The organism is Massilia sp. W12, from assembly GCF_037300705.1.
In the GTDB taxonomy this organism is placed as follows: domain Bacteria; phylum Pseudomonadota; class Gammaproteobacteria; order Burkholderiales; family Burkholderiaceae_D; genus JACPVY01.
In genome coordinates this window covers 4,105,154-4,123,709 of the sequence record NZ_CP147776.1, presented here as the reverse complement: position 1 = coordinate 4,123,709, position 18,556 = coordinate 4,105,154, and the positions used below count along the sequence as shown (strand labels likewise).

Sequence of the window (18,556 nt, the reverse complement as noted above, 5' to 3'; positions counted from 1 at the left end):
ACAGGAAAGCGCACATGAAAGTCATACCCATCAAGCCGGTTCCGGCCCCGACCGAAGCGCCACAGGCGCAGGCCGGGGAGCTTGCGCCTGGCGAGGTGCGTGAAGTCGAACAGGCTCTATACGAAGTCCGCAAAAAGATTTATCCGCGCGCGGTGCACGGCTGGTTCGCCAGCTGGCGCATCGCTTTAATCATTTTTACGCAAACCCTGTTTTACGGCGCTGCCTGGCTGGAGTGGAATGGGCGGCAAGCCGTGCTGTTTGATCTGGCGTCGCGTAAGTTTTATATCTTCGGCATCGTGTTCTGGCCGCAGGATTTTATTTATCTGGCGATTTTGCTGGTTGTTTCCGCGCTCTCACTATTCTTGTTCACCGCGATTGCCGGACGCCTGTTTTGCGGCTATGCCTGCCCGCAAACCGTGTACACCGAAATTTTCATGTGGATTGAGCGCAAGGTTGAAGGCGATCGTGGCGCCCGCATCAAACTCGATCAGGCCGGCATGTCGCTGCAAAAATTCAGCCGCAAATTCACCAAGCATTTTCTGTGGATTGCGCTGGCCTTGTGGACCGGCTTCACCTTTGTCGGGTATTTCACGCCGATCAAACATCTGGCGCATGAATTCGCCACTTTCTCACTCGGGCCGTGGGAAATGTTCTGGGTCTTCTTCTATGCCTTCGCCACCTACGGCAATGCCGGCTGGATGCGTGAACAGGTGTGTAAGTATATGTGTCCCTACGCCCGGTTTCAGAGCGCTATGTTCGACAAAGACACGCTCACCATCACATATGACGAAAGACGCGGCGAACCGCGTGGTTCGCGCAATAAAAAAGATGATCCGGCCAAGCTCGGCCTGGGCTCTTGCGTCGATTGCGGCATCTGTGTACAGGTCTGTCCTACCGGGATTGATATCCGCAAAGGTTTGCAATACGAATGCATCGGTTGCGCCGCCTGTATCGACGCCTGTGATCAGGTGATGGATAAAATGGGGTATGAACCTGGCTTGATCCGTTACACCACGCAACGCGCGCTGGATCAGAATATGCCGGCGGCGCAGGAGCGGGGCGAAATGTGGCGCCATCTGCTGCGTCCGCGCACCCTGATCTATACCGGCGCATTGCTCTTGATCTGCCTCTTGACCGCGTTCAGCCTGACCGTGCGTCAGCCCTTGAAAGTGGACGTGCTGCGCGACCGTGGTCTGCCGCGCGTGACAGACACCGGCGCAGTGGACAATGTGTACCGCTTGCAGATCATGAACACCGAAGAAAAGCCGCACCGCTATGAAATCGCAGTGGAAGGCTTGAGCGGGATCGCGATTGTTTCCGATCCAACTTTTGAATTAGGCCCGGCCACCACCCAATCCATTCCGGTGCGCGTGCGCGTGCCGGCGGATCAGGCGCAAAAAGGCTCGAACCGGATTACCTTCATCGTGCGCGACCGTGAGACGGCGAGTGTGGAAGTGCGCGAAAAGGCCGTGTTCCTGGCGCCGCGCAATTAAAGGAGCACAGCATGCAACAAAGCAATCAACTCGATCCGGCGCTGGCGGCGCCGCCAGCGCGCCAGCGCTGGTACCGCGAACCCTGGATGGCGCTGGTGCTGGGCGGGCCGCTTTTGGTGGTGTGCGCCTCGATTTACACCGCTGTGCTGGCGTATCAAAGCGACGATAAGCTGATCGCAAGCGATTATTACAAACGGGGTTTGCGCGTGGATGAAGACCTCAAACGCGATGAAAAAGCCGCTTTGTACAATATGCGGGCGCTGCTGACAATGAGCGATAAAGATGTCCTGCTGAAATTGGAAGGCGGCGTCAAGGCGCCGCCTAAAATGGAATTACTGCTGTCTGTGGGGCTGGAAGGCCATCAGATTGAGCAGCAATTCAAACTGCCGCTGCGGCAAGCGGAAATCGGCGTGTACCGCGCCGCGCTTCCTTTGCAACTGTGGCAGAGCAAACACGTCTGGCGCGTCAAATTGCAACATGACGACTGGCGTCTCACCGGACAGTGGCAGCCAAGCCGCGATCCGGAGGTGAAATTGCAAGCTGCGAAATAAAACGGCTTGGCAAACCGGTAAAAATAAGATACAAATTCGCTCTTGACAATAACCCTGAAATAAACAGGGATAACCACGCCAGCCACCCCGGCCAGCGTGAACAAGGAGGCGAGCATGAACAGATTGGAAGTGGCGGAACCGAGCGTACCCTTTGCCCGGGTTTTGATGGTGGTGTTGTGGCCAGCGTTCTTGATGGCTTGCGTATCGTCCGGCGTGATATTCAGCATGGTCGATCCGGAAGAGCTGATCTTGATGGACCATCACATTCATCTGAGCAGTCTCGGCTTTTATACGCTGGGCTTCCTGGTGTTCTGGTTTTTGGGAACAGTAGCCAGCAGCATTACGGTATTACTGATGTTGACCGGGCGCACCCGCCCGGCTTGAGCGGCGGAGAAGGTATGAATGCAAGGCTTGCGGCAGAGGATGCTGCGCAATTGATTATTGATGAAGAACTGATCCGACGCTTCAACAAGTCCGGCCCGCGTTATACCTCCTATCCCAGCGCAGATCGTTTCCAGGCCAGTTTTGGCGCACTTGACTACCATCAGGCGTTGAAACGCCGCGCGGCATTGCTCGAAGCCGGGCAGGCGGCTCCGCTTTCACTCTACGTGCACATCCCGTTCTGCGCCTCGCTGTGCTATTACTGCGCCTGCAACAAAGTCATCACCAAAAACAAGGGGCAGGGCGGGGAATATATCCGCTATCTGCAACGTGAATTGCAATTGGCCAGCCAGCATATGCCGGCTGGCCAAAGCTTGCGCCAATTGCATTTTGGCGGCGGCACGCCAACCTTCCTCAACAATGCTGAATTGACGCAGTTGATGGACATCCTGCGCGCCGGCTTTGTTTTTGAGGATGGCGCAGAACTGGGCATTGAAATCGACCCGCGCACCGTCAGCCACAACAGCATGGCCCAGCTGGCCGCCTTGGGTTTTAACCGCACCAGTTTTGGGGTGCAGGATTTTGATGCCGCCGTACAACAGGCGGTGCACCGGATTCAACCGTATGCGATGGTGCAGGAAGCCATGCAGGCGGCGCGCGAAAATGGTTTTTCCTCGATCAATGTCGATTTGATTTACGGCTTGCCCAAGCAAAACCTGGGCAGTTTTGACGCCACCATTTCGCAGGTGCTGGAATTGATGCCAGACCGCATCGCGCTCTACAACTACGCGCACCTGCCGCAACGCTTCAAGCCGCAACGCCGCATTCTGGAAGCGGATCTGCCGTCGGCGGAAGAGCGTTTGCAAATCTTTTTATTATCCTTACGCCGCTTGACCGAAGCCGGCTATGTGTATATCGGCCTGGATCATTTTGCGCGGCCTGATGACAGCCTGAGTCAGGCCCTGCGCGACCATCGCCTGCACCGTAATTTCCAGGGCTACACCACCTCCGCCGAATGCGATTTGCTGGCCCTGGGCGCATCCAGCATCGGTTTGATCGGCGACGCCTATGTGCAGGCGCAACGCGAATTGCCGCAGTATTACGCCATGCTCGACGCCGGCGTGCTGCCGGTGGAGAAGGGCTTTCACTTCAGTCGCGATGAAAAACTGCGGCGCACGGTGATTCAGCACATCATGTGCGCGCGGCCGCTCGATTTCGCCGCCTTCGGCCAAGCCTGGCAAATTGATTTCAGCGCTTACTTCGCGCCCGAGTTGGCGCGCTTGCAAAGCTATCAGGATATGGACTTGATCCAGCTCGATGCGCAGGGTTTGCGCATCACTGCGCGCGGACGCATGTTCGTGCGTGCTGTGGCGATGGAATTCGACGCCTTTTTACACCAGGCCACCCAGGCTACTTATTCCCGCCTGATTTGAGGCGCGCATGTTGAATCTGTCTTTGCTGTTGGCGGCTGCCGCTGCCGGCCTGGCCGGCGGGCTGCACTGCGCCGGCATGTGCAGCCCGGTGCTGCGTTTATTGCAAAAACAGGCGCCGGCTGACATCCCGGGCGGCGGCGCACAGGCGCGCGTGTTGTGGCTGCAGTCGGCGGCAGCGCCCGCTGCCGGCCTGCTTTGGCAAATCAAGTTGCACGCCGGGCGTTTGAGTCTGTATATGGCGGCGGGCGGAGTCGCCGGTTTGCTTGGCGCCGGCAGTTTGATTTTGCAGCCCGACCATGCTTTTGCCCGCTTTTGGTTTTTACTGTCCAATCTGTGGCTCTTGCTGTTCGCCTGGCGTCTGTTGCCCGGCTTGCTGCAGCCGCATACGCCGCGTCTGGCGGCCTTGCTGGAATTGCCTTTGCAAGCCGGCGCGGCGCTGCTGCAGCGCCTTGTCAGCGGCGCGCGCCTTGCCGCTGTGCCGGCGCGCGCCAGTCAACTCTTCAGCCAGGGCCGGCGCCATCCATTTTTATTGGGGCTGGCCTGGGGCTGTCTGCCTTGCGGCCTGTTGTATTTGGTGCTGCCGCTGGCCTTGCTGTCCGCCTCGCCCCTGGCCGGCGCCGTGTTGCTGCTGGTGTTTGGCCTGTGCAGCCTGCCGCATCTTTTAGTCCTGCCGGGTTTGATGGCCTTGCGCCATCCCGCCGCACGCTGGCTGTTAACGCTGGCCTTGCTGGCCTTGGGCGGCTATGGCTTGTTGCATGCGGATATGCAGGATATGCCGGCCTGGATGTGTGTGAATTAAGCGATTTCCTTTCGTCATGTTAGTATTTGCGCATGGTTATTCAGCGCAGGCTAAGCATGCGCTCTGTTCAGCACATCCAGAGGAAATAAGCTTGATGAGAAAATCAGCCAGCGTGCGGAAAATTCCCCACTATCAGTTTTAAAGCGATCAGTAATCAATTTTTGCTTAAAGATAAATAAAATGCATTTTTTTGATGTGAAAAAAGCGATTATTTCGCGTTTTGTGTTTTACTGTGCACTAGCCTTGATCGCCAGCTGCATTGATTTTGAATATAAATGGCATTCGCCTTTGCTCGCAGAAAAGGGGCTGACAGAAAGCTATGCAAGCTGGGGTTTGCACCAAGGCGTCATCTTGCTTGGCAGCGCGGCCAAGGCTGAGCCGGGGTGGAATATTGGATTGCATGCGCCGGAATTCTTGCCCTTCCTGTTTCATTTCAAAGGCAGTGCGGAAGGGGGTGGTTTTTATTTCTCGGTCTGGTTTGTGGCGCTGCTGATGTTTTTTGCGCATCTCAGGGGCCTGCGCAAAAAAAAGTGATGCCGGCTTACCGTGCGCCCTGCGGCGCGTTCGCCGTGCTCGTCCGGCAATGATGTGAATTGATGGCAAGAGCGGATTCTGCCGCCACATCTTAGGCGCCGGCGCAGGACAGCCCGCGCCATCTTGCGCCAAGCCAAACCTTGCTTACATCTGCTTAAACAAATGCAAATAACTGCGGCTGACTTCCAGCTTGTCGCCAGTGTGTTTAACCATCACCAGATGGCGGCCGCGTAAATCGCGTGTCACGCCTTCAATCGCATTCACATTCACCAGGGTGGAGCGGTGGATTTGCCAGAACAGATCAGGGTCGAGTTCCTCGGCCAGATCGCGCACCGGCTTGCGGATCAGCGCTTCATAGCCCTTGGTGCGCACGCAAGTGTATTTTTCATCTGAGCGGAAATACAAAATCTCTTCCACCGGAATCATGCGCAAATCCTGGCCGATGCTGGCTTGAATCCATTGCAAATGCTGTTTCTTCGGCGCCATCATGCCCATTTGCTTGGCCAGCTCGGCCACCACTGCGCTCAAATCGGGATTGGCTTGCGCTGCAGTTGCGGCAGGCGAGGCGGGGCCGGCGTGGTCGGCGGCGGGATTGTTCAGGCGCGCTTTGAGGCGTTCGCAAGTGGTTTTCAAACGCTCGACTTCCGCCGGCTTCAAAATATAGTCAATTGCGCCCCGTTCAAATGCTTCCACCGCATACTGATTGTAGGCGGTGATAAAGACGGTGTGGCTGAGATTGCCGATTTCGGCGGCAGCTTCCAGTCCGGTCTTGCCCGGCATGCGGATATCGAGAAAGGTGAAATCAGGGCGCAGGCTTTGCGTCAGCGCGACGGCCTCCTCCCCGTTTTTGGCTTCGCCGATAATTTCCAGTTCAGGCCAGACCTGGGACAGACGCAGGCGCAGTTGATCGCGCATCATTCGTTCATCATCAGCGATGATTGCAGTAGGCATGGACAGACTCGCATCAAAAATCAAAAAAGGAAAAAGGCGCAGCCGAAGGTGTGCGCCATTTTCCGCTTACAAGACCGGTTGTCAAGCCGGCCCGGGTTTTCAGGCTTGCGCCGGGTTTTGCGCAAGTTTATAAGGCAACTCGATGGTGGCGCAGACACCGCTGGGGGAATTTGGTTCAATCAGCAAGCGCGCCTGATTGCCATGCAAGAGTTTGAGCCGTTCCCGGATGCTGTTCAACCCCAGTCCGGTGCTGTCGCTCTTGACTGCGCCAAAACCCACGCCATCGTCGATTACCCGCACTTGCAATTGCTGGTTTTCCAAACTGCATGCGATTTTCAGCGTGCCGCCTTCCGGTTTGACTTCCAAACCGTGTTTGATCGCATTTTCCACCAGCATTTGCAGCATCATCGGCGGGAATTCCGCGTTGCGCAAGCTTTCATCAAAGGTGAATTCCACATTCAGCCGCTCTTCCATACGCATTTTGAGCAAGTCCAGATACGCGCGCACCAAGTCAATTTCACGGCCCAGATTGATTTGCAGCGCATTCTCACGCATTTGCGGCAACACGGCGCGTAAATATTTGATCAGACTGCGCTGCATGGCGGCGGCGCGCGGCGGATCGGTTTCGATCAGGAATTCAACCGAGGCTAAAGTGTTGAACAGGAAATGCGGCTCGACCTGGGCTTGCATCATTTGCATTTTGGCTTCTGAAACTTGTCGTTGCAGCGCTTCGCGTTCCGCTTTTGCGCGCGCCTGTTCGGTTTCTTCTTCCGCTTTTTTCTTGCTGCCCATCAAGGCTTTGCTGACCAGGATGCCGATAATCGCCAACACCACAAAATTCATGAACCAGCGTGAATTCTGTCTTTGCAAGCGCACCACTTTTTCACTGTTGGCGGTGCGCGCCAGTTCGGCGGCATCTTCGGCTTCCGTGGCGGCCTGGGCGGCTTTTTCGGCGGATTTTTTGATTTCGCGCTTGATCTGACGCACTTCTTTGAGTGCGTTTTCAAATTCCTGGCGGCTGCGCAAAGCTTGTTCCTGGGCCGCTTTGAGTTCCGCTTCCCGCGCATTCACAGTGCCCGGAGTGGAGGTCGGCATCACGCTGGCGCTGGCGCTTGCCGTATTAGAGGCGGCCATGCTGGCGGCGCCTGGCGCACCGCTCGCAGTCACAGTATTGGCTGGCGGCAAGGGGGGCAGGGGCGGCACCGCCGGAATCGCGCTGGGCAGCGTGGCCACGGTTTCCGGCTCTTCCTCCAGATCTTCTTCTTCGCTGCTTTCCTCTTCCTTGGGCGGCTCTTCTTTTTTGGGTGTTTTTTTGCGCGGGCTGATGTGTACGCCGTTCTGATCAATTTGGATATCCGCCCCGCGTCCGGTATGCCGGCTGTTGGCGATCACCACTTCGCTTTCGGAAAATAAAGCCTCTTGCAAGATGCCGCCAATGATTAAGCAGATGATGGAAAAAACGATCAGCCATTTCCAGCTTTTGCTGGTGGCCCAATCCGCAATTTTTTGCCCGGTGAGCGTGAGCCATTGCAGCAATTCATGGAATAGCTCTTGCATTTTTTGTTTATTTTCTGGTTTCATAATCTTGCCTGTGTGACGGAGTGTCCGGATGACGTCACTGTAAGGAAAATCGCGATCCGGCTCCAGAGAATTGCGACAGATTGCATGAAATGGCGGTCTGCATGCACAAAGCCGGCATGGATTGCGCGCCATGCCTTCCCGCTTCCTGGCTTGTGGAGTACAATTTTTTCACAGTTTGCAGCTTTCCCCGGCAGTCTTGCGGCAATCGCCCTCCACGGCATGCGGTTGCCTTGTTCAACGATGATGAAAGGTGGCGTCATGTCTGCAGAAGCAAAAAAATATCGTCTGGTTACGCGCAGCGATTTTGATGGGCTGGTTTGCGCCGTGCTGCTTAAACACCTTGGTCTGATCAATGAAATTATCTTCGTGCATCCAAAAGACATGCAAGATGGCAAGATTGACATCACGGACAACGACATCACCACCAATCTGCCCTATGTGCCAGGGGTGCACCTGGCGTTTGATCATCATTTGTCTGAAACCATCCGCCTGGGCGGCGAGCGCAAAAATCATGTGATCCACCCGGAAGCGCCGTCAGCGGCGCGCGTGGTGTACGACTATTACGGCGGAGCCAATTCCTTCCCTGCCGCCTGGGATGACATGATGGCGGCAGTCGATAAAGGCGACGCCGCGCAATTTTCCCGCGACGACATCTTGCAACCCGAAAAATGGGATTTGCTCAATTTCCTCATGGATGCGCGCACCGGCCTGGGGCGCTTTCGCGATTTCCGCATTTCCAATTACAACCTGATGATGGATTTGATTGATTACTGCCGCGATCACAATATCGAGCAGATCATGGATTTGCCGGATGTCAAAGAAAGACGCGAGCTGTATTTTGAGCATCAGGAAAAAAGCCGCGAGCAGATTTTGCGTTGCGCCAAAGTGCATAAAAATCTGGTGGTGCTGGATTTGCGCAATGAAGACATCATTTACGCCGGCAACCGCTTTGTGATTTACGCCCTGTTCCCGGAAGCGAATATTTCCATCCATGTGCTGTGGGGCCTGAAAAATCAAAACACCGTGTTCGCCACCGGCAAATCGATTATCAACCGCAGTTCTTTCACCAATATCGGCGCCTTGATGCTGGAATATGGCGGCGGCGGGCATGAAAACGCCGGCACCTGCCAGGTGGAAAATGCGCGCGCCGATCAGGTCTTGCAGGAATTGATTGCGCGCATCAACGCCGACGGTTGAATCAACGCTTGACGGACTGAATTTCTTCCAGCAACCAGCTGCGAAACGCCGCCACTTGCGGCTTTTGCAGCGCTTGCGGCAGATACGCCAGATAGTAGCTGGATGCGCTGGGCAGATGAACATCGGACAGTTTGCACAGCAAGCCATGTTCAATATCAGACTGCACAATGCTGTGCCGTCCCAGCGCCACCCCCTGGGCGTCAATCGCAGCGCGGGTCAGCATGGATGAATCCTGAAACAGCAAGCCGGTTTCCGGCTCTGCGCGCTCAAGGCCGGCCAGACGGAACCAGGGCAGCCATGGCTCGCCATCGCAGCGCAATAAGGTCGCGTGCTGCAAATCCTCCAGGGTGCGCGGCAGACGCCCGCCGTTATAGTGCGGGCTGACCACTGGATAATAATAGTCATCCATCAAATGCTCAGATTGCAAACCGGGGTAATTGCCAAAGCCAAAGCGGATGCCGATATCAATCCCGTCCCGCACATAGTCGCTCAAATGATTCGTGGCTTGCAGACTTAACTCCAGATCTGGATGTAATTCAATAAAACGCCCCAGGCGCGGCGTCAGCCAGCGCGAGGCGAAGGAGGGCAGGGCGGTGACCGCCAGACGGCGGTGATCCTGACTGCGCTGCAGTCTTTGCGCCGCCTGCGCGATATCGCTTAGCGAATGCCGGATCACGGCGGCAAATTCCTCGCCCTGCGGCGTCACACTCAAGCGCTTGCCATGCCGCACAAACAAGGCCACGCCCAATTCCGCCTCCAGCTGGCGCACCTGATGACTGATCGCGCCATGTGTCAAATGGATTTCCTCCGCTGCGCGGGAAAAATTGCCATGCCGCGCAGCCGCTTCAAAGGCGCGCAGGGCGGCGAGATTGGGAAGACGTCGCAAAGGGTGCATTTTATGTGAGAAAAATTAGCAAGACTTGAGAATATTACTCGTTTTGTATTTGCGTATGCAATCCCTACAATACACATCAAGCAAGTCGCCACACTCATAAAGCAGCAGAGCGCAGGGCGGCGGAATAGAGGCGCAAATGCGCTGGATGAATCAGGCAAGGGAGAATCAAATGCGAACCGATTTCACAAAAGGATGGAATTTGCAAAAGGCCGGCGAAGTGTTTTCCGGGGCCTTGCCGGCTGGCGGCATGTTGCAGGTATTGCAAGGCGATATCTGGCTCACCGTGGAAGGAGAATTGGATGATTATTTTTTACATGAAGGCGAAGTCTGCGCGCTGCCGGCGCAAAGACTGATCGTGATCGAAGCACAAAACCATGGCGCGCGTTATTGCGTGCAAGCGATGGCCGGGGCTTCCGTCTTGCACCCGCAACGCCAGGCGCTGGCGGCATGAGGCCGGCGGGTTGCCGCCAGTCCTTGCGCATCCCGGCGCAGGATTGCGGCCGCCATGGAGTACAATGAAGCCATGCGGCCGGTAAGCGCCGCTGCACTCAGCTCAACACATGCCAGAACCCGCACCCGCCAATCCTCCCGCCTCGCCGCGCTTTGCGCTCTTGCAAATTTGTATTATCGGCGTGCTCGGCCACTTGGTTCTGGCTGGCATTCGCGTTACCTCCACCCTGAATTTACTCTCACAGCAGGTGAGCGGCTTTGGCGTCGGCGTGCTGTTGTCGGTGTTTGCGCTGGCGCCGACCTTGCTTGCCATGTCAGCCGGGCGCTGGCTTGACCGGGTCGGGGTGCAAACCCCTCTGCGCCTGGCCGCTGCGGCGATGTTATGCGGCAGTGCGCTGGCCTGGCGCGCCAATGGCGGCGTGCTGCTCTACTGCGCCGCGCTATGTGTCGGCGGCGGCTTCATGATCATGCATATTGCCTCGCAAAATCTGGTCGGTTTGTTATCGTCTGAGTCGCAACGCGCCAACCGTTTTGCCTGGTTGTCGATGGGTTTTTCCAGCTCCAGCTTTGGCGGGCCGGTGCTGGCCGGCGTATTGATTGATCATGCCGGCCACAGCGCCGCCTATTTACTGTGGATGACGCTGGCGGCCTTGATCTGCCTCCTGAGCGCGCTGCCGCAAGCGCGCATCCCGCTACACGCCAGCCATCAACGCGGCGGCGATTCGGTGTTGGATCTGGGCTGGCGCAATCTGCGCCTGCGCGAATTGTTTTTCATCGTCATCTTGCTGGCTTCGGCATGGGACATCTATGTTTTCATGCTGCCTGTGATCGGCCACGCCTTGCACTTTTCCGCTTCCACCATCGGCTTTATTCTTGGCGTGTTCGCCGCCGGCACATTCACTATCCGTCTGGTCATGCCGGTGCTGACGCGCCGCTGGCGCGAATGGCAAATCCTGCTTGGCGCATTATGCATCATCACCCTCAGTTTCATGCTCTTGCCATGGCTTGAGCATAAACTGGCGTTTATGGCGCAGGGTTTTGTGCTGGGACTGGCTTTAGGCGCCGGGCAACCGAATATGTTAAGCCTCTTGCATCAGGCGGCCCCGCCTGGGCGGGTGGCTGAAGTGATTGGCATCCGGGTTTCAATCGGCAACGCCAGCCAGGCCATGTTTCCTGTGATGTTTGGCGCTTTATCCGCCAGCATTGGCGGTGCGCCGCTGTTTTTAGTGATGGGCGCCGGTCTGGCCAGCGGATTGCCATTAGCATGGCGCCGCACCCGGATGGCGGTAGAGGAGCGGGCCTTGTCCCGACCTGAGCTTTTTAGATGAGAGAAGATCATGACTGATGCATTGTTTGAAACCGCGCCGGATTTCGACCAGCCGCTTGCAGTATTGAAGCACTGCCACGAAAAAATCAAAAAGCAGATCAAGACCATGCAACGCCTGCTGGAACATTTGCCGCGCCACGGCGCCAATCTGGAAGCGCAGCAAGCAGCCAAGGCGGTGCTGGCGTACTTCAATAAGAGCGCCGGCATGCACCATGCGGATGAAGAAGAGGATTTGATGCCGCTCTTGCGGCAAGTTGCGCAAGGCGAGGATGCGGCGATGTTAAGCCAGCTGCTGCCTAAAATTTTGCGCGAACACAAGAAAATGGAAGCCGCCTGGAGCGTCTTGGCTTTGCAATTGGAAGACATCGCCAGCGGTGAAAGCGCGCAACTGTCCGCCAATGATGTGCAAGCCTTTGGTGAATTGTATGCCGAGCACATGGTGAAAGAGGAAACCTGGCTGGCGCCGATGGCGATGCGCCTGTTTTCAGCCGAACAGATGGCGGCTCTGGGGGCGGCCATGCGCATGCGGCGCGGCCTGCATCAGGTCAGCCAGGATGAGGCGATTGAATTGCCGCCCAGCCGCCAGGATATCGAAGAGACGCAGGCGCGCCTGCAATTGGCGGCGATCCGCACCGATTACACGCGCCAGAGCATGGACGAGAGCGAACTCGACGCCGATCCGATCCGTCAATTCAGCGTCTGGTTTGAACAGGCGCGCGCCGCCCGGGTGGCAGAAGTGAACGCGATGACGGTCTGCAGCGTTGATGCGCAAGGCCGTCCGAGCAGCCGGATTTTGCTGTTAAAAGGCTTTGATCATCAGGGCTTCACCTTCTTCACCAATTACCACAGCCGCAAGGGGCGGGAATGGGAACACAATCCGCATGCCGCATTATCGTTTTTCTGGCATGAGCTGGAACGTCAGGTGCGGATTGAAGGCACAATCGAAAAAGTCAGTCCCGAATTAAGCGATCAATATTTCAACAGCCGCCCGCTGGCCAGCCGCCTGAGCGCGCTGGCTTCCAATCAAAGCGAACCGGTGACAGATCGTGGACAGATGGAAGCGCGCATGCAGGAAATCAGCGCGCAATACATGGAACAGGAGCCGCCACGGCCAGCCCATTGGGGCGGCTATTTATTGCGCCCGCGCCGCATCGAATTTTGGCAGGGACGGGCCTCCCGCTTCCATGATCGCGTCGAATATGAATTGGACGGCAATGGCGGCTGGCGGCGTCAGCGTTTGCAACCCTGATATTCAGCGGCGCCGCTTATGCCGCCGTATTCAGACCACAAACGCAGGAGCCGGCGCTGCGCAGAAGCGGGGATAGCGGTTTTATATTATTGAAACACGTCCCCGCATCCCTGCCCGGCTTGCCATGCGGGACTGGACAAACCAGTCCCGCAAATCAGCCCGATTCTGTCCCGCTATGCGAATGGCGGAAATATTTTGCGTAAAACCCGGAAACTGTCCCGCAAAAATATAAATAAAACCGGCATCAGCATAAGAAAAACCATTGTTTCCTTCTGGAAATTTTGTTGTTTGATAATTTTATCTCCTGTTTTCCTTGCGTAATCCGGGTTTTGGACTATATTTAGTGCATGGCCTTGCAGAAAAAGGAGGAAGAATTCGAAAATAATCAATCCCGGTCTCTTTTGAAGCAAATTCAGTGCAGTACACAAATTGTCCCGCGTGACGCGGGCATAGAGTATGGACAAAGCTTCCGTGCAGTCTTCGCGGGTATTTATTGAATTGTGATGGTAGCGCGACCCGGTATTCTTTTTTATTTTGACAATGGTCATTTCTTTTATGTTCTCTTTCATGAGCTGAACAGAAATGCCGGGGCTGAAAGCGATATTATGGCGTGAATCAGTATTCGCGAAGGCAAAAAATGGCGGTCGGCAGACCGCCATTTTTCTTTGCAGTGCAGTAAATTAATGCAAACTAAAATGCCGGGGTGAATATTCAAGCGAATTCAAGCCATCGGCAGGCTGGGTTGAGTGTAGCGATAACCAGGCGTCCGAAATCGGTGGAATTGCAAAAAACTGAGCCAGCCGCCAACACCACATTGCATCTGCACAAAAAGATGAGCAAGGCGCAATCATATTGATTCCGCCGCTCAACATCCACCGTCATTCACGCATGTTTCAGCGGGGAATCCAGCGCTGTACAAATTGCTCCATATGAACATCGCGCACTGACTGGACTTCCGCTTTTAAACGGCGCCGCAAAATATTGCTGTAAAGCGCAAGCACATCAGCCGCCTGCGCCAAACATACCCCTCCCCCGGAGTGAGGCGCAGCCTGACGGGGGGGGGATTGCCGCCGGCCTGCCACGCCCGGCGCAGCCAACATGACAGCAGCGTATTGCCAGCGCCCCCGCCGTCGGCATACACCTCCAGGGGGGAATTGCCACAACAAGTGCCGACGCCGGCAAGATGACTCAATGATGCCCGTGCGCCACGCCGCCCTTGCCATCCGGTACGCCGATGCTGACGTTTTGCATCATGCCCTGATCTTCATGGTCCAGGATATGGCAATGCAACACAAATTCACCGATATAGCGCTGGTAGCGGGTGCGCACTTTGATCTTGTATGCGCCACTGGGGTCAGTTTTCAGGTTTTTCACCCACAGCGTATCTTTCCACACGCCTTTCATATTGCGGTATTGCTGGTCGCCCGGGCTTAAGGGATCGTCCACATCGCCGCTCACATCCAGCCCGGCGGGATTCAATACTTCCACCACCTGGAATGGATTGACATGAATATGGAAGGGATGGCTGACAAAGTCCGAGCGCAAATTCCAGTCTTGCGCCGTACCCAGCACCACCGCATGATCGACCCGCTTGGCGCAGTATGGCTTGCCGTTCACCAGGAATTTGGAGGCGGTGTTCTCGCAATCTTTATCAGTCGGCTGCACCGCGCTGTTGCTGATATTGAACACCACTTCTTCCGCTTTTTGGCCTGCGGTTTCAGCGGGGCTGATGCTGGCGTGCGGCACAAAGCTGGCCAGTGACATCTTATTGGCCAGTTCTGCGCTGACTTTGGCGCGCACATTCAAGGGCATATTCACTTGCGCGGCGGCGATCAATTCTTTTTTCAGGTAATCAGCCGCCTTGCCTTTGACATCCTGTCCCTTTGCTACATGCACCAGGCCCAGCAATTGCACCGGCGAGTCAATCGGCGCCACATTCCCGGCGGCGGGCACATTGGTGTTGATCACGCAATAGCGGCCTGCGCTGGGAAAAGCCATCAACAAATCCCAGCGGTAGCCGGGTTGAAAGGTGGCGATATCGTTTTTCAGATCTTGCACCCTGGCCATAGTCAGGCCATCAGCCGCGATGGCGAATTGCGGCACGGTTTCCGGGCTGCAATTGGCGGCGACAAAAGCGGCATGCTCGCGCGCGCTCAAACGTTTGGGCACATCCACGCCGTCGCGCATTTTGCGGAATTGCAAGTTGATCGAATTCCGGATCCCGGCATGCACCACGCGCCAGCGCTCAATCTGTCCCGCTTTGGCGCCCCGGAAATTCGGCAGCACGCGCCCGTTAATGCTGGTGTAGCGGCCTGACTGGCTCCAATCATTTGGCCCCATATTCGCATAATCCACCACCCGCCCGACATCGCCCGCTTCGCACAAATAGGTTCCGTCAGGATTGGTTTTGATTTTGCCATCTTGATAGCACGCGTATTGCACTTGCTGGAACACCAGCACGCGCTCTTTGAAGCTTTGTTTGGGGGTGGCTTTGAGCAGGGTGTCGATATCGCCATTCTTGCCGGGCTGCGGCGGGCGTGTCCCTTGAATAATCAAGGCGCCGGCCATGCCGCTGGCGACTTGCAAAGCGGTCGAACCATGGCGGTGCGGGTGGTACCAGAAGGTGCCAGCCGGATGGTCCGGCGGCACATTGTATTCATACTGGAATTTCACCCCCGGATTGATCGAAATCAGCACATTGTCGCTATTGCCCGAGGGACTGATCCACAAACCATGGCTGTGCAAATTGGTGCCGTTGAAGCAATGCGGCTGATTGATGCTGCCGCTGTAATTTTTGCAGCTCTCATCTTCCGGCAACTGATTGTGCAAATTGATGCGCACAGTTTCGCCGGGAAAAATGCGGATCAGCGGCGCCACAAATGGCGTGGTGTGCGAACTTTCCGGCCCGCGATAGCTGCGCAACTCCACTTTGTCATAGCTGGCGGTGCTGGGATTCCAGATATGGCCGGGCGTCATTTTGACGTGTAAATCCAGTTTTGCCTCGTGCGGCGCAGGCATGCTTTTGCTCAAGCCGGCGGCATAGTCGCGCAGGGTTTGCAAGACCGGTGGATTATCGACATCTCTGGCTTCAGCCGTCAGCGCTTGCGCCGAGGGACAGCATATGGCGCTCATCAGCAGCGCCAATAAGGTGGATTGCTGTTTCATCATGGCTCCCGGATTTTTCATAATGGAATGCTTTGCTCAAAGCGGAAAGTGTTGAGCGGGTCATACTTGCGCTTGATTTCTTTTAAGCGCTTTAAATTGCCGGCGTAATACTTTTCAATCGCATGTGGAATATCGCGGCAGGGGAAATTCACATACGACTGCTTGAGCACAAAGCGCTGCATATCGTTGTAGTAATCGCTCAACCAGGCTTGCTGGCGCCGCACCACATCGCCCTTATCAATCGGGGCCCAGGCGCATTCCATTTCAAAAATAAAGTTCGCATTGCGGTGCACATAGGCGGTGGCGTCCGGCGCGCGCGCTTTCACCTTGCCGCCGATGGCGAATAAAATCCCCATATTTTCCGGCAGCAGCGAGCCGCCCGGCCATTTCGTCATCCACTTCAGCATATTTTCCAGCGCTTCGCCGCCCAGACTGCTTTCGACATAAGACGAACGGATGTCATACATGCCGGTCGGATCATCGGTGATCAGATAATCGCGCGCCTGCCAGTAGCGCATCTGGCGGATATCCATTTTGATCGGCTTGACCAGTTCCAGCGCCGGGCGCAGGATCTCCATCAATTTTTCTTTGGGGCCGAAGAATTGGCCCAGCGTGGCCACTTGCAACTCACCCATTTTCGGATGCGCGCCGGCGCGCTCCGGGTAAGCCTTGGTGCGGGTGGAAATGGTGGTGGCGTTGTCGAGCTGGATTTTTTGCAGCAAGAGCAGCATCTCGACCTGTTTTTCACCCGGCCACAGCAGATTGAAAATGGTCACATCATCGCGCACATCGTGCAATTGGAAGGTGAAGGAGGTATTCACGCCGAAATTGCCGCCGCCGCCGCCGCACAAGCCCCAGAATAAATCCTTATATTCATTTTCCGGAGTGGCCGTGACCAGCTTGCCGCTGGCCAACACAATTTCGCTCGCCACCAGACTGTCACAGGTCAAGCCGGCGTGCGTGGCGGCAAACCCCCAGCCGCCGCCCAACACCAGGCCGGCAGCGCCGACCGTCGGACAGCGCCCCGAAGGCACGGCAAAATCAGTGCCGCTCATGGCGTCGGCCATGTTTTGATTATTCACCCCGGCGGCAATTGTCACCGTACCGTTTTTCGGATCGAGCCGGATGCCATTCATGGCTTTGACATCAATCAACAAGCCGCGCGTGGTGGAAAAACCGGCGTAGTTATGGCCGCCCGAACGGATCGCAAACGGCAATTGCAAATCACGCGCCCAGCGGATCGCAAATTGCACATCGTGAGCGTCAGCGCACATCACAATCGCAAACGGCAGCACATCGGCCCAGCGCGCATTATTCGGATAGGCCGCCATCATATAGCCCATTTCGCCCGGCAAAATCAAACGGCCATGCAGCGTTTTGCGCAACGCGTCCAGATTGCCCAAACCACGATGAAAAGCCGGCGCTTTGGCCGGCGTCTTGGCTTGCGCCTCGGGCAAGACCCCGATGGCCCCGGCGGCGCCTGCTGCGCCAAGCACAGCCCCGGTTTGTAAAAAGCGACGTCGTGTTGCGGTTGAAGATGTGTCCATGCCTGCTTCCTCCTGTCAGAAAAAGAGTCAATCAAAGGTTGATCGTGCTGCTGGAATCGGCTGGGAACCTGGCTGGCGGTGTGGTTCCTCTGACCTGGCTGCCATGGCGGCGCCAGTATTTGTCGGGCGGGCCGTATCCTGTCCGGGGCGGCCTGTATGCTGAACAGGCATGACAGTAGCTGAAAAAAGCGCGCAGCGGGCGCTCTGCGCATAATATGTTGACGCCTTGCGTCAATTACACAACGTGCGCAGCTTCCCGGGTGACGGAAAATGATGGATAAATATCGTTTGACGTGTACCCGCCTTGGGAGTACAACTTCAGTCACGGCAGGAAAACTGAAACAGCTTGTAAATGAGAATGGTTCAGCATACTGCGGCAGTCAGCAGGTGCTCAGGTTTTTTGGTGGTCCGGCAGGCCGGACATTGTGTCTGTGGGTATTTTCAAGCAAGGAAAAGATCATGGATCAAGCAGCTAAGGCGTTTGCACTCGAAGTATTGGATCAGGCCCGGGATTTGACTCTGGCCACCATCCGCCCGGATGGCTATCCACAAGCGACAACAGTCAATTTTGTACATGAAGACCTGACGATTTATGTCGGCGTCGATAAAAACAGCCAGAAGGTCAGCAATGTGCGTCACTGCGACAAGGTCTCGCTGACGGCAAACGGCAAATACACCGATTGGCAGCATGTGCATGGTCTGTCGATGGGGGCGCGCGCCACCATTGTGGAAGATGCGGCGGAAGCGGCCAGAGTGGAGGCCGCGCTGGATAAAAAATATCCTGAAATCGGCGAATGGGCGCATTCCGATGCGCGTCACAGCGTGGTGTTCATCCGCATCACACCGGGCGTGATCTCGATCTTGAATTATGAAAAAGGGGTGGGGCACACCGATCTGGAACAGGTGTAAGCCGCCGGCGCAGCGCGCCGCAAACCAAGCGGCGCGCAAAACCGAAGCCATCCTCTTGTAACAGCATGTGCTTTGCCGCAGGATGTGGCGAAAA

Annotated in this window: 17 protein-coding genes; 11 read left to right on the top strand and 6 right to left on the bottom strand. The window is 56.2% G+C overall.

Annotation, left to right across the window (positions count from 1 at the left end; translation table 11 throughout):
* Positions 1 to 14 precede the first annotated feature (14 nt).
* The 6 genes from ccoG to V8J88_RS16490 all read left to right on the top strand — a co-directional run bounded on the left by ccoG (position 15) and on the right by V8J88_RS16490 (position 5,191).
* The gene (ccoG, locus tag V8J88_RS16515) at positions 15 to 1,493 is read left to right on the top strand and encodes a cytochrome c oxidase accessory protein CcoG (RefSeq protein WP_338845309.1); all 1,479 of its coding nucleotides are present in this window, start codon (positions 15 to 17) and stop codon (positions 1,491 to 1,493) included.
* 11 nt (positions 1,494 to 1,504) lie between these two features.
* Entirely contained in the window at positions 1,505 to 2,044 is a 540-nt protein-coding gene (locus V8J88_RS16510) for a FixH family protein (protein ID WP_338845308.1), read from the top strand.
* Positions 2,045 to 2,158: 114 nt separating this feature from the next.
* The gene (locus V8J88_RS16505; RefSeq protein WP_338845306.1) at positions 2,159 to 2,428 is read left to right on the top strand and encodes a hypothetical protein; all 270 of its coding nucleotides are present in this window, start codon (positions 2,159 to 2,161) and stop codon (positions 2,426 to 2,428) included.
* A gap of 14 nt (positions 2,429 to 2,442) precedes the next feature.
* Positions 2,443 to 3,858 carry an oxygen-independent coproporphyrinogen III oxidase gene (gene hemN, locus V8J88_RS16500; RefSeq protein WP_338845305.1) on the top strand — a complete coding sequence of 472 codons (1,416 nt, stop codon included), beginning with the start codon at positions 2,443 to 2,445 and terminating at the stop codon, positions 3,856 to 3,858.
* Between the two features lie 7 nt (positions 3,859 to 3,865).
* The gene (locus V8J88_RS16495; protein ID WP_338845303.1) at positions 3,866 to 4,657 is read left to right on the top strand and encodes a sulfite exporter TauE/SafE family protein; all 792 of its coding nucleotides are present in this window, start codon (positions 3,866 to 3,868) and stop codon (positions 4,655 to 4,657) included.
* A gap of 180 nt (positions 4,658 to 4,837) precedes the next feature.
* Positions 4,838 to 5,191 (top strand): hypothetical protein, encoded by a 354-nt coding sequence (locus tag V8J88_RS16490; RefSeq protein ID WP_338845301.1) that lies wholly within the window; start codon positions 4,838 to 4,840, stop codon positions 5,189 to 5,191.
* A gap of 144 nt (positions 5,192 to 5,335) precedes the next feature.
* On the opposite strand, the gene V8J88_RS16485 is transcribed toward V8J88_RS16490, so the two are convergent.
* Positions 5,336 to 6,142 carry a LytTR family DNA-binding domain-containing protein gene (locus tag V8J88_RS16485; protein WP_338845300.1) on the bottom strand — a complete coding sequence of 269 codons (807 nt, stop codon included), beginning with the start codon at positions 6,140 to 6,142 and terminating at the stop codon, positions 5,336 to 5,338.
* A gap of 99 nt (positions 6,143 to 6,241) precedes the next feature.
* The gene (locus tag V8J88_RS16480; RefSeq protein ID WP_338845299.1) at positions 6,242 to 7,723 is read right to left on the bottom strand and encodes a histidine kinase; all 1,482 of its coding nucleotides are present in this window, start codon (positions 7,721 to 7,723) and stop codon (positions 6,242 to 6,244) included.
* 258 nt (positions 7,724 to 7,981) lie between these two features.
* Here V8J88_RS16480 and V8J88_RS16475 point away from each other — a divergent pair, with 258 nt between their 5' ends.
* On the top strand, positions 7,982 to 8,920 hold the full coding sequence (locus tag V8J88_RS16475; RefSeq protein WP_338845298.1) for an exopolyphosphatase: 939 nt from the start codon (positions 7,982 to 7,984) through the stop codon (positions 8,918 to 8,920).
* A gap of 1 nt (position 8,921) precedes the next feature.
* Here the strand turns inward: V8J88_RS16475 and gcvA are convergent, their stop codons facing one another.
* Complete coding sequence (gene gcvA, locus V8J88_RS16470) at positions 8,922 to 9,815, bottom strand: transcriptional regulator GcvA (RefSeq protein WP_338845297.1); 894 nt, start codon at positions 9,813 to 9,815, stop codon at positions 8,922 to 8,924.
* A gap of 169 nt (positions 9,816 to 9,984) precedes the next feature.
* Here gcvA and V8J88_RS16465 point away from each other — a divergent pair, with 169 nt between their 5' ends.
* The 3 genes from V8J88_RS16465 to pdxH all read left to right on the top strand — a co-directional run bounded on the left by V8J88_RS16465 (position 9,985) and on the right by pdxH (position 12,841).
* Positions 9,985 to 10,266, top strand: coding sequence for a DUF2917 domain-containing protein (locus tag V8J88_RS16465; RefSeq protein ID WP_338845296.1), 282 nt, complete (start codon positions 9,985 to 9,987; stop codon positions 10,264 to 10,266).
* Positions 10,267 to 10,375: 109 nt separating this feature from the next.
* Positions 10,376 to 11,593 (top strand): MFS transporter, encoded by a 1,218-nt coding sequence (locus V8J88_RS16460; RefSeq protein ID WP_338845295.1) that lies wholly within the window; start codon positions 10,376 to 10,378, stop codon positions 11,591 to 11,593.
* Positions 11,594 to 11,602: 9 nt separating this feature from the next.
* Positions 11,603 to 12,841 carry a pyridoxamine 5'-phosphate oxidase gene (gene pdxH / locus V8J88_RS16455; protein WP_338845293.1) on the top strand — a complete coding sequence of 413 codons (1,239 nt, stop codon included), beginning with the start codon at positions 11,603 to 11,605 and terminating at the stop codon, positions 12,839 to 12,841.
* Positions 12,842 to 13,014: 173 nt separating this feature from the next.
* Here the strand turns inward: pdxH and V8J88_RS16450 are convergent, their stop codons facing one another.
* From V8J88_RS16450 to V8J88_RS16440, 3 genes are all read right to left on the bottom strand, one after another.
* Positions 13,015 to 13,500: a hypothetical protein gene (locus V8J88_RS16450; RefSeq protein WP_338845292.1), complete on the bottom strand. Its 486-nt coding sequence runs from the start codon at positions 13,498 to 13,500 to the stop codon at positions 13,015 to 13,017.
* A gap of 529 nt (positions 13,501 to 14,029) precedes the next feature.
* The gene (locus V8J88_RS16445) at positions 14,030 to 16,027 is read right to left on the bottom strand and encodes a multicopper oxidase domain-containing protein (RefSeq protein WP_338845291.1); all 1,998 of its coding nucleotides are present in this window, start codon (positions 16,025 to 16,027) and stop codon (positions 14,030 to 14,032) included.
* The gene (locus tag V8J88_RS16440) at positions 16,024 to 17,553 is read right to left on the bottom strand and encodes an FAD-dependent oxidoreductase (RefSeq protein WP_338845290.1); all 1,530 of its coding nucleotides are present in this window, start codon (positions 17,551 to 17,553) and stop codon (positions 16,024 to 16,026) included. Before V8J88_RS16440 ends, V8J88_RS16445 begins: the two co-directional genes overlap by 4 nt.
* Positions 17,554 to 18,012: 459 nt before the next feature.
* Here V8J88_RS16440 and V8J88_RS16435 point away from each other — a divergent pair, with 459 nt between their 5' ends.
* Complete coding sequence (locus V8J88_RS16435; RefSeq protein ID WP_338845288.1) at positions 18,013 to 18,462, top strand: pyridoxamine 5'-phosphate oxidase family protein; 450 nt, start codon at positions 18,013 to 18,015, stop codon at positions 18,460 to 18,462.
* Positions 18,463 to 18,556 lie beyond the last annotated feature (94 nt).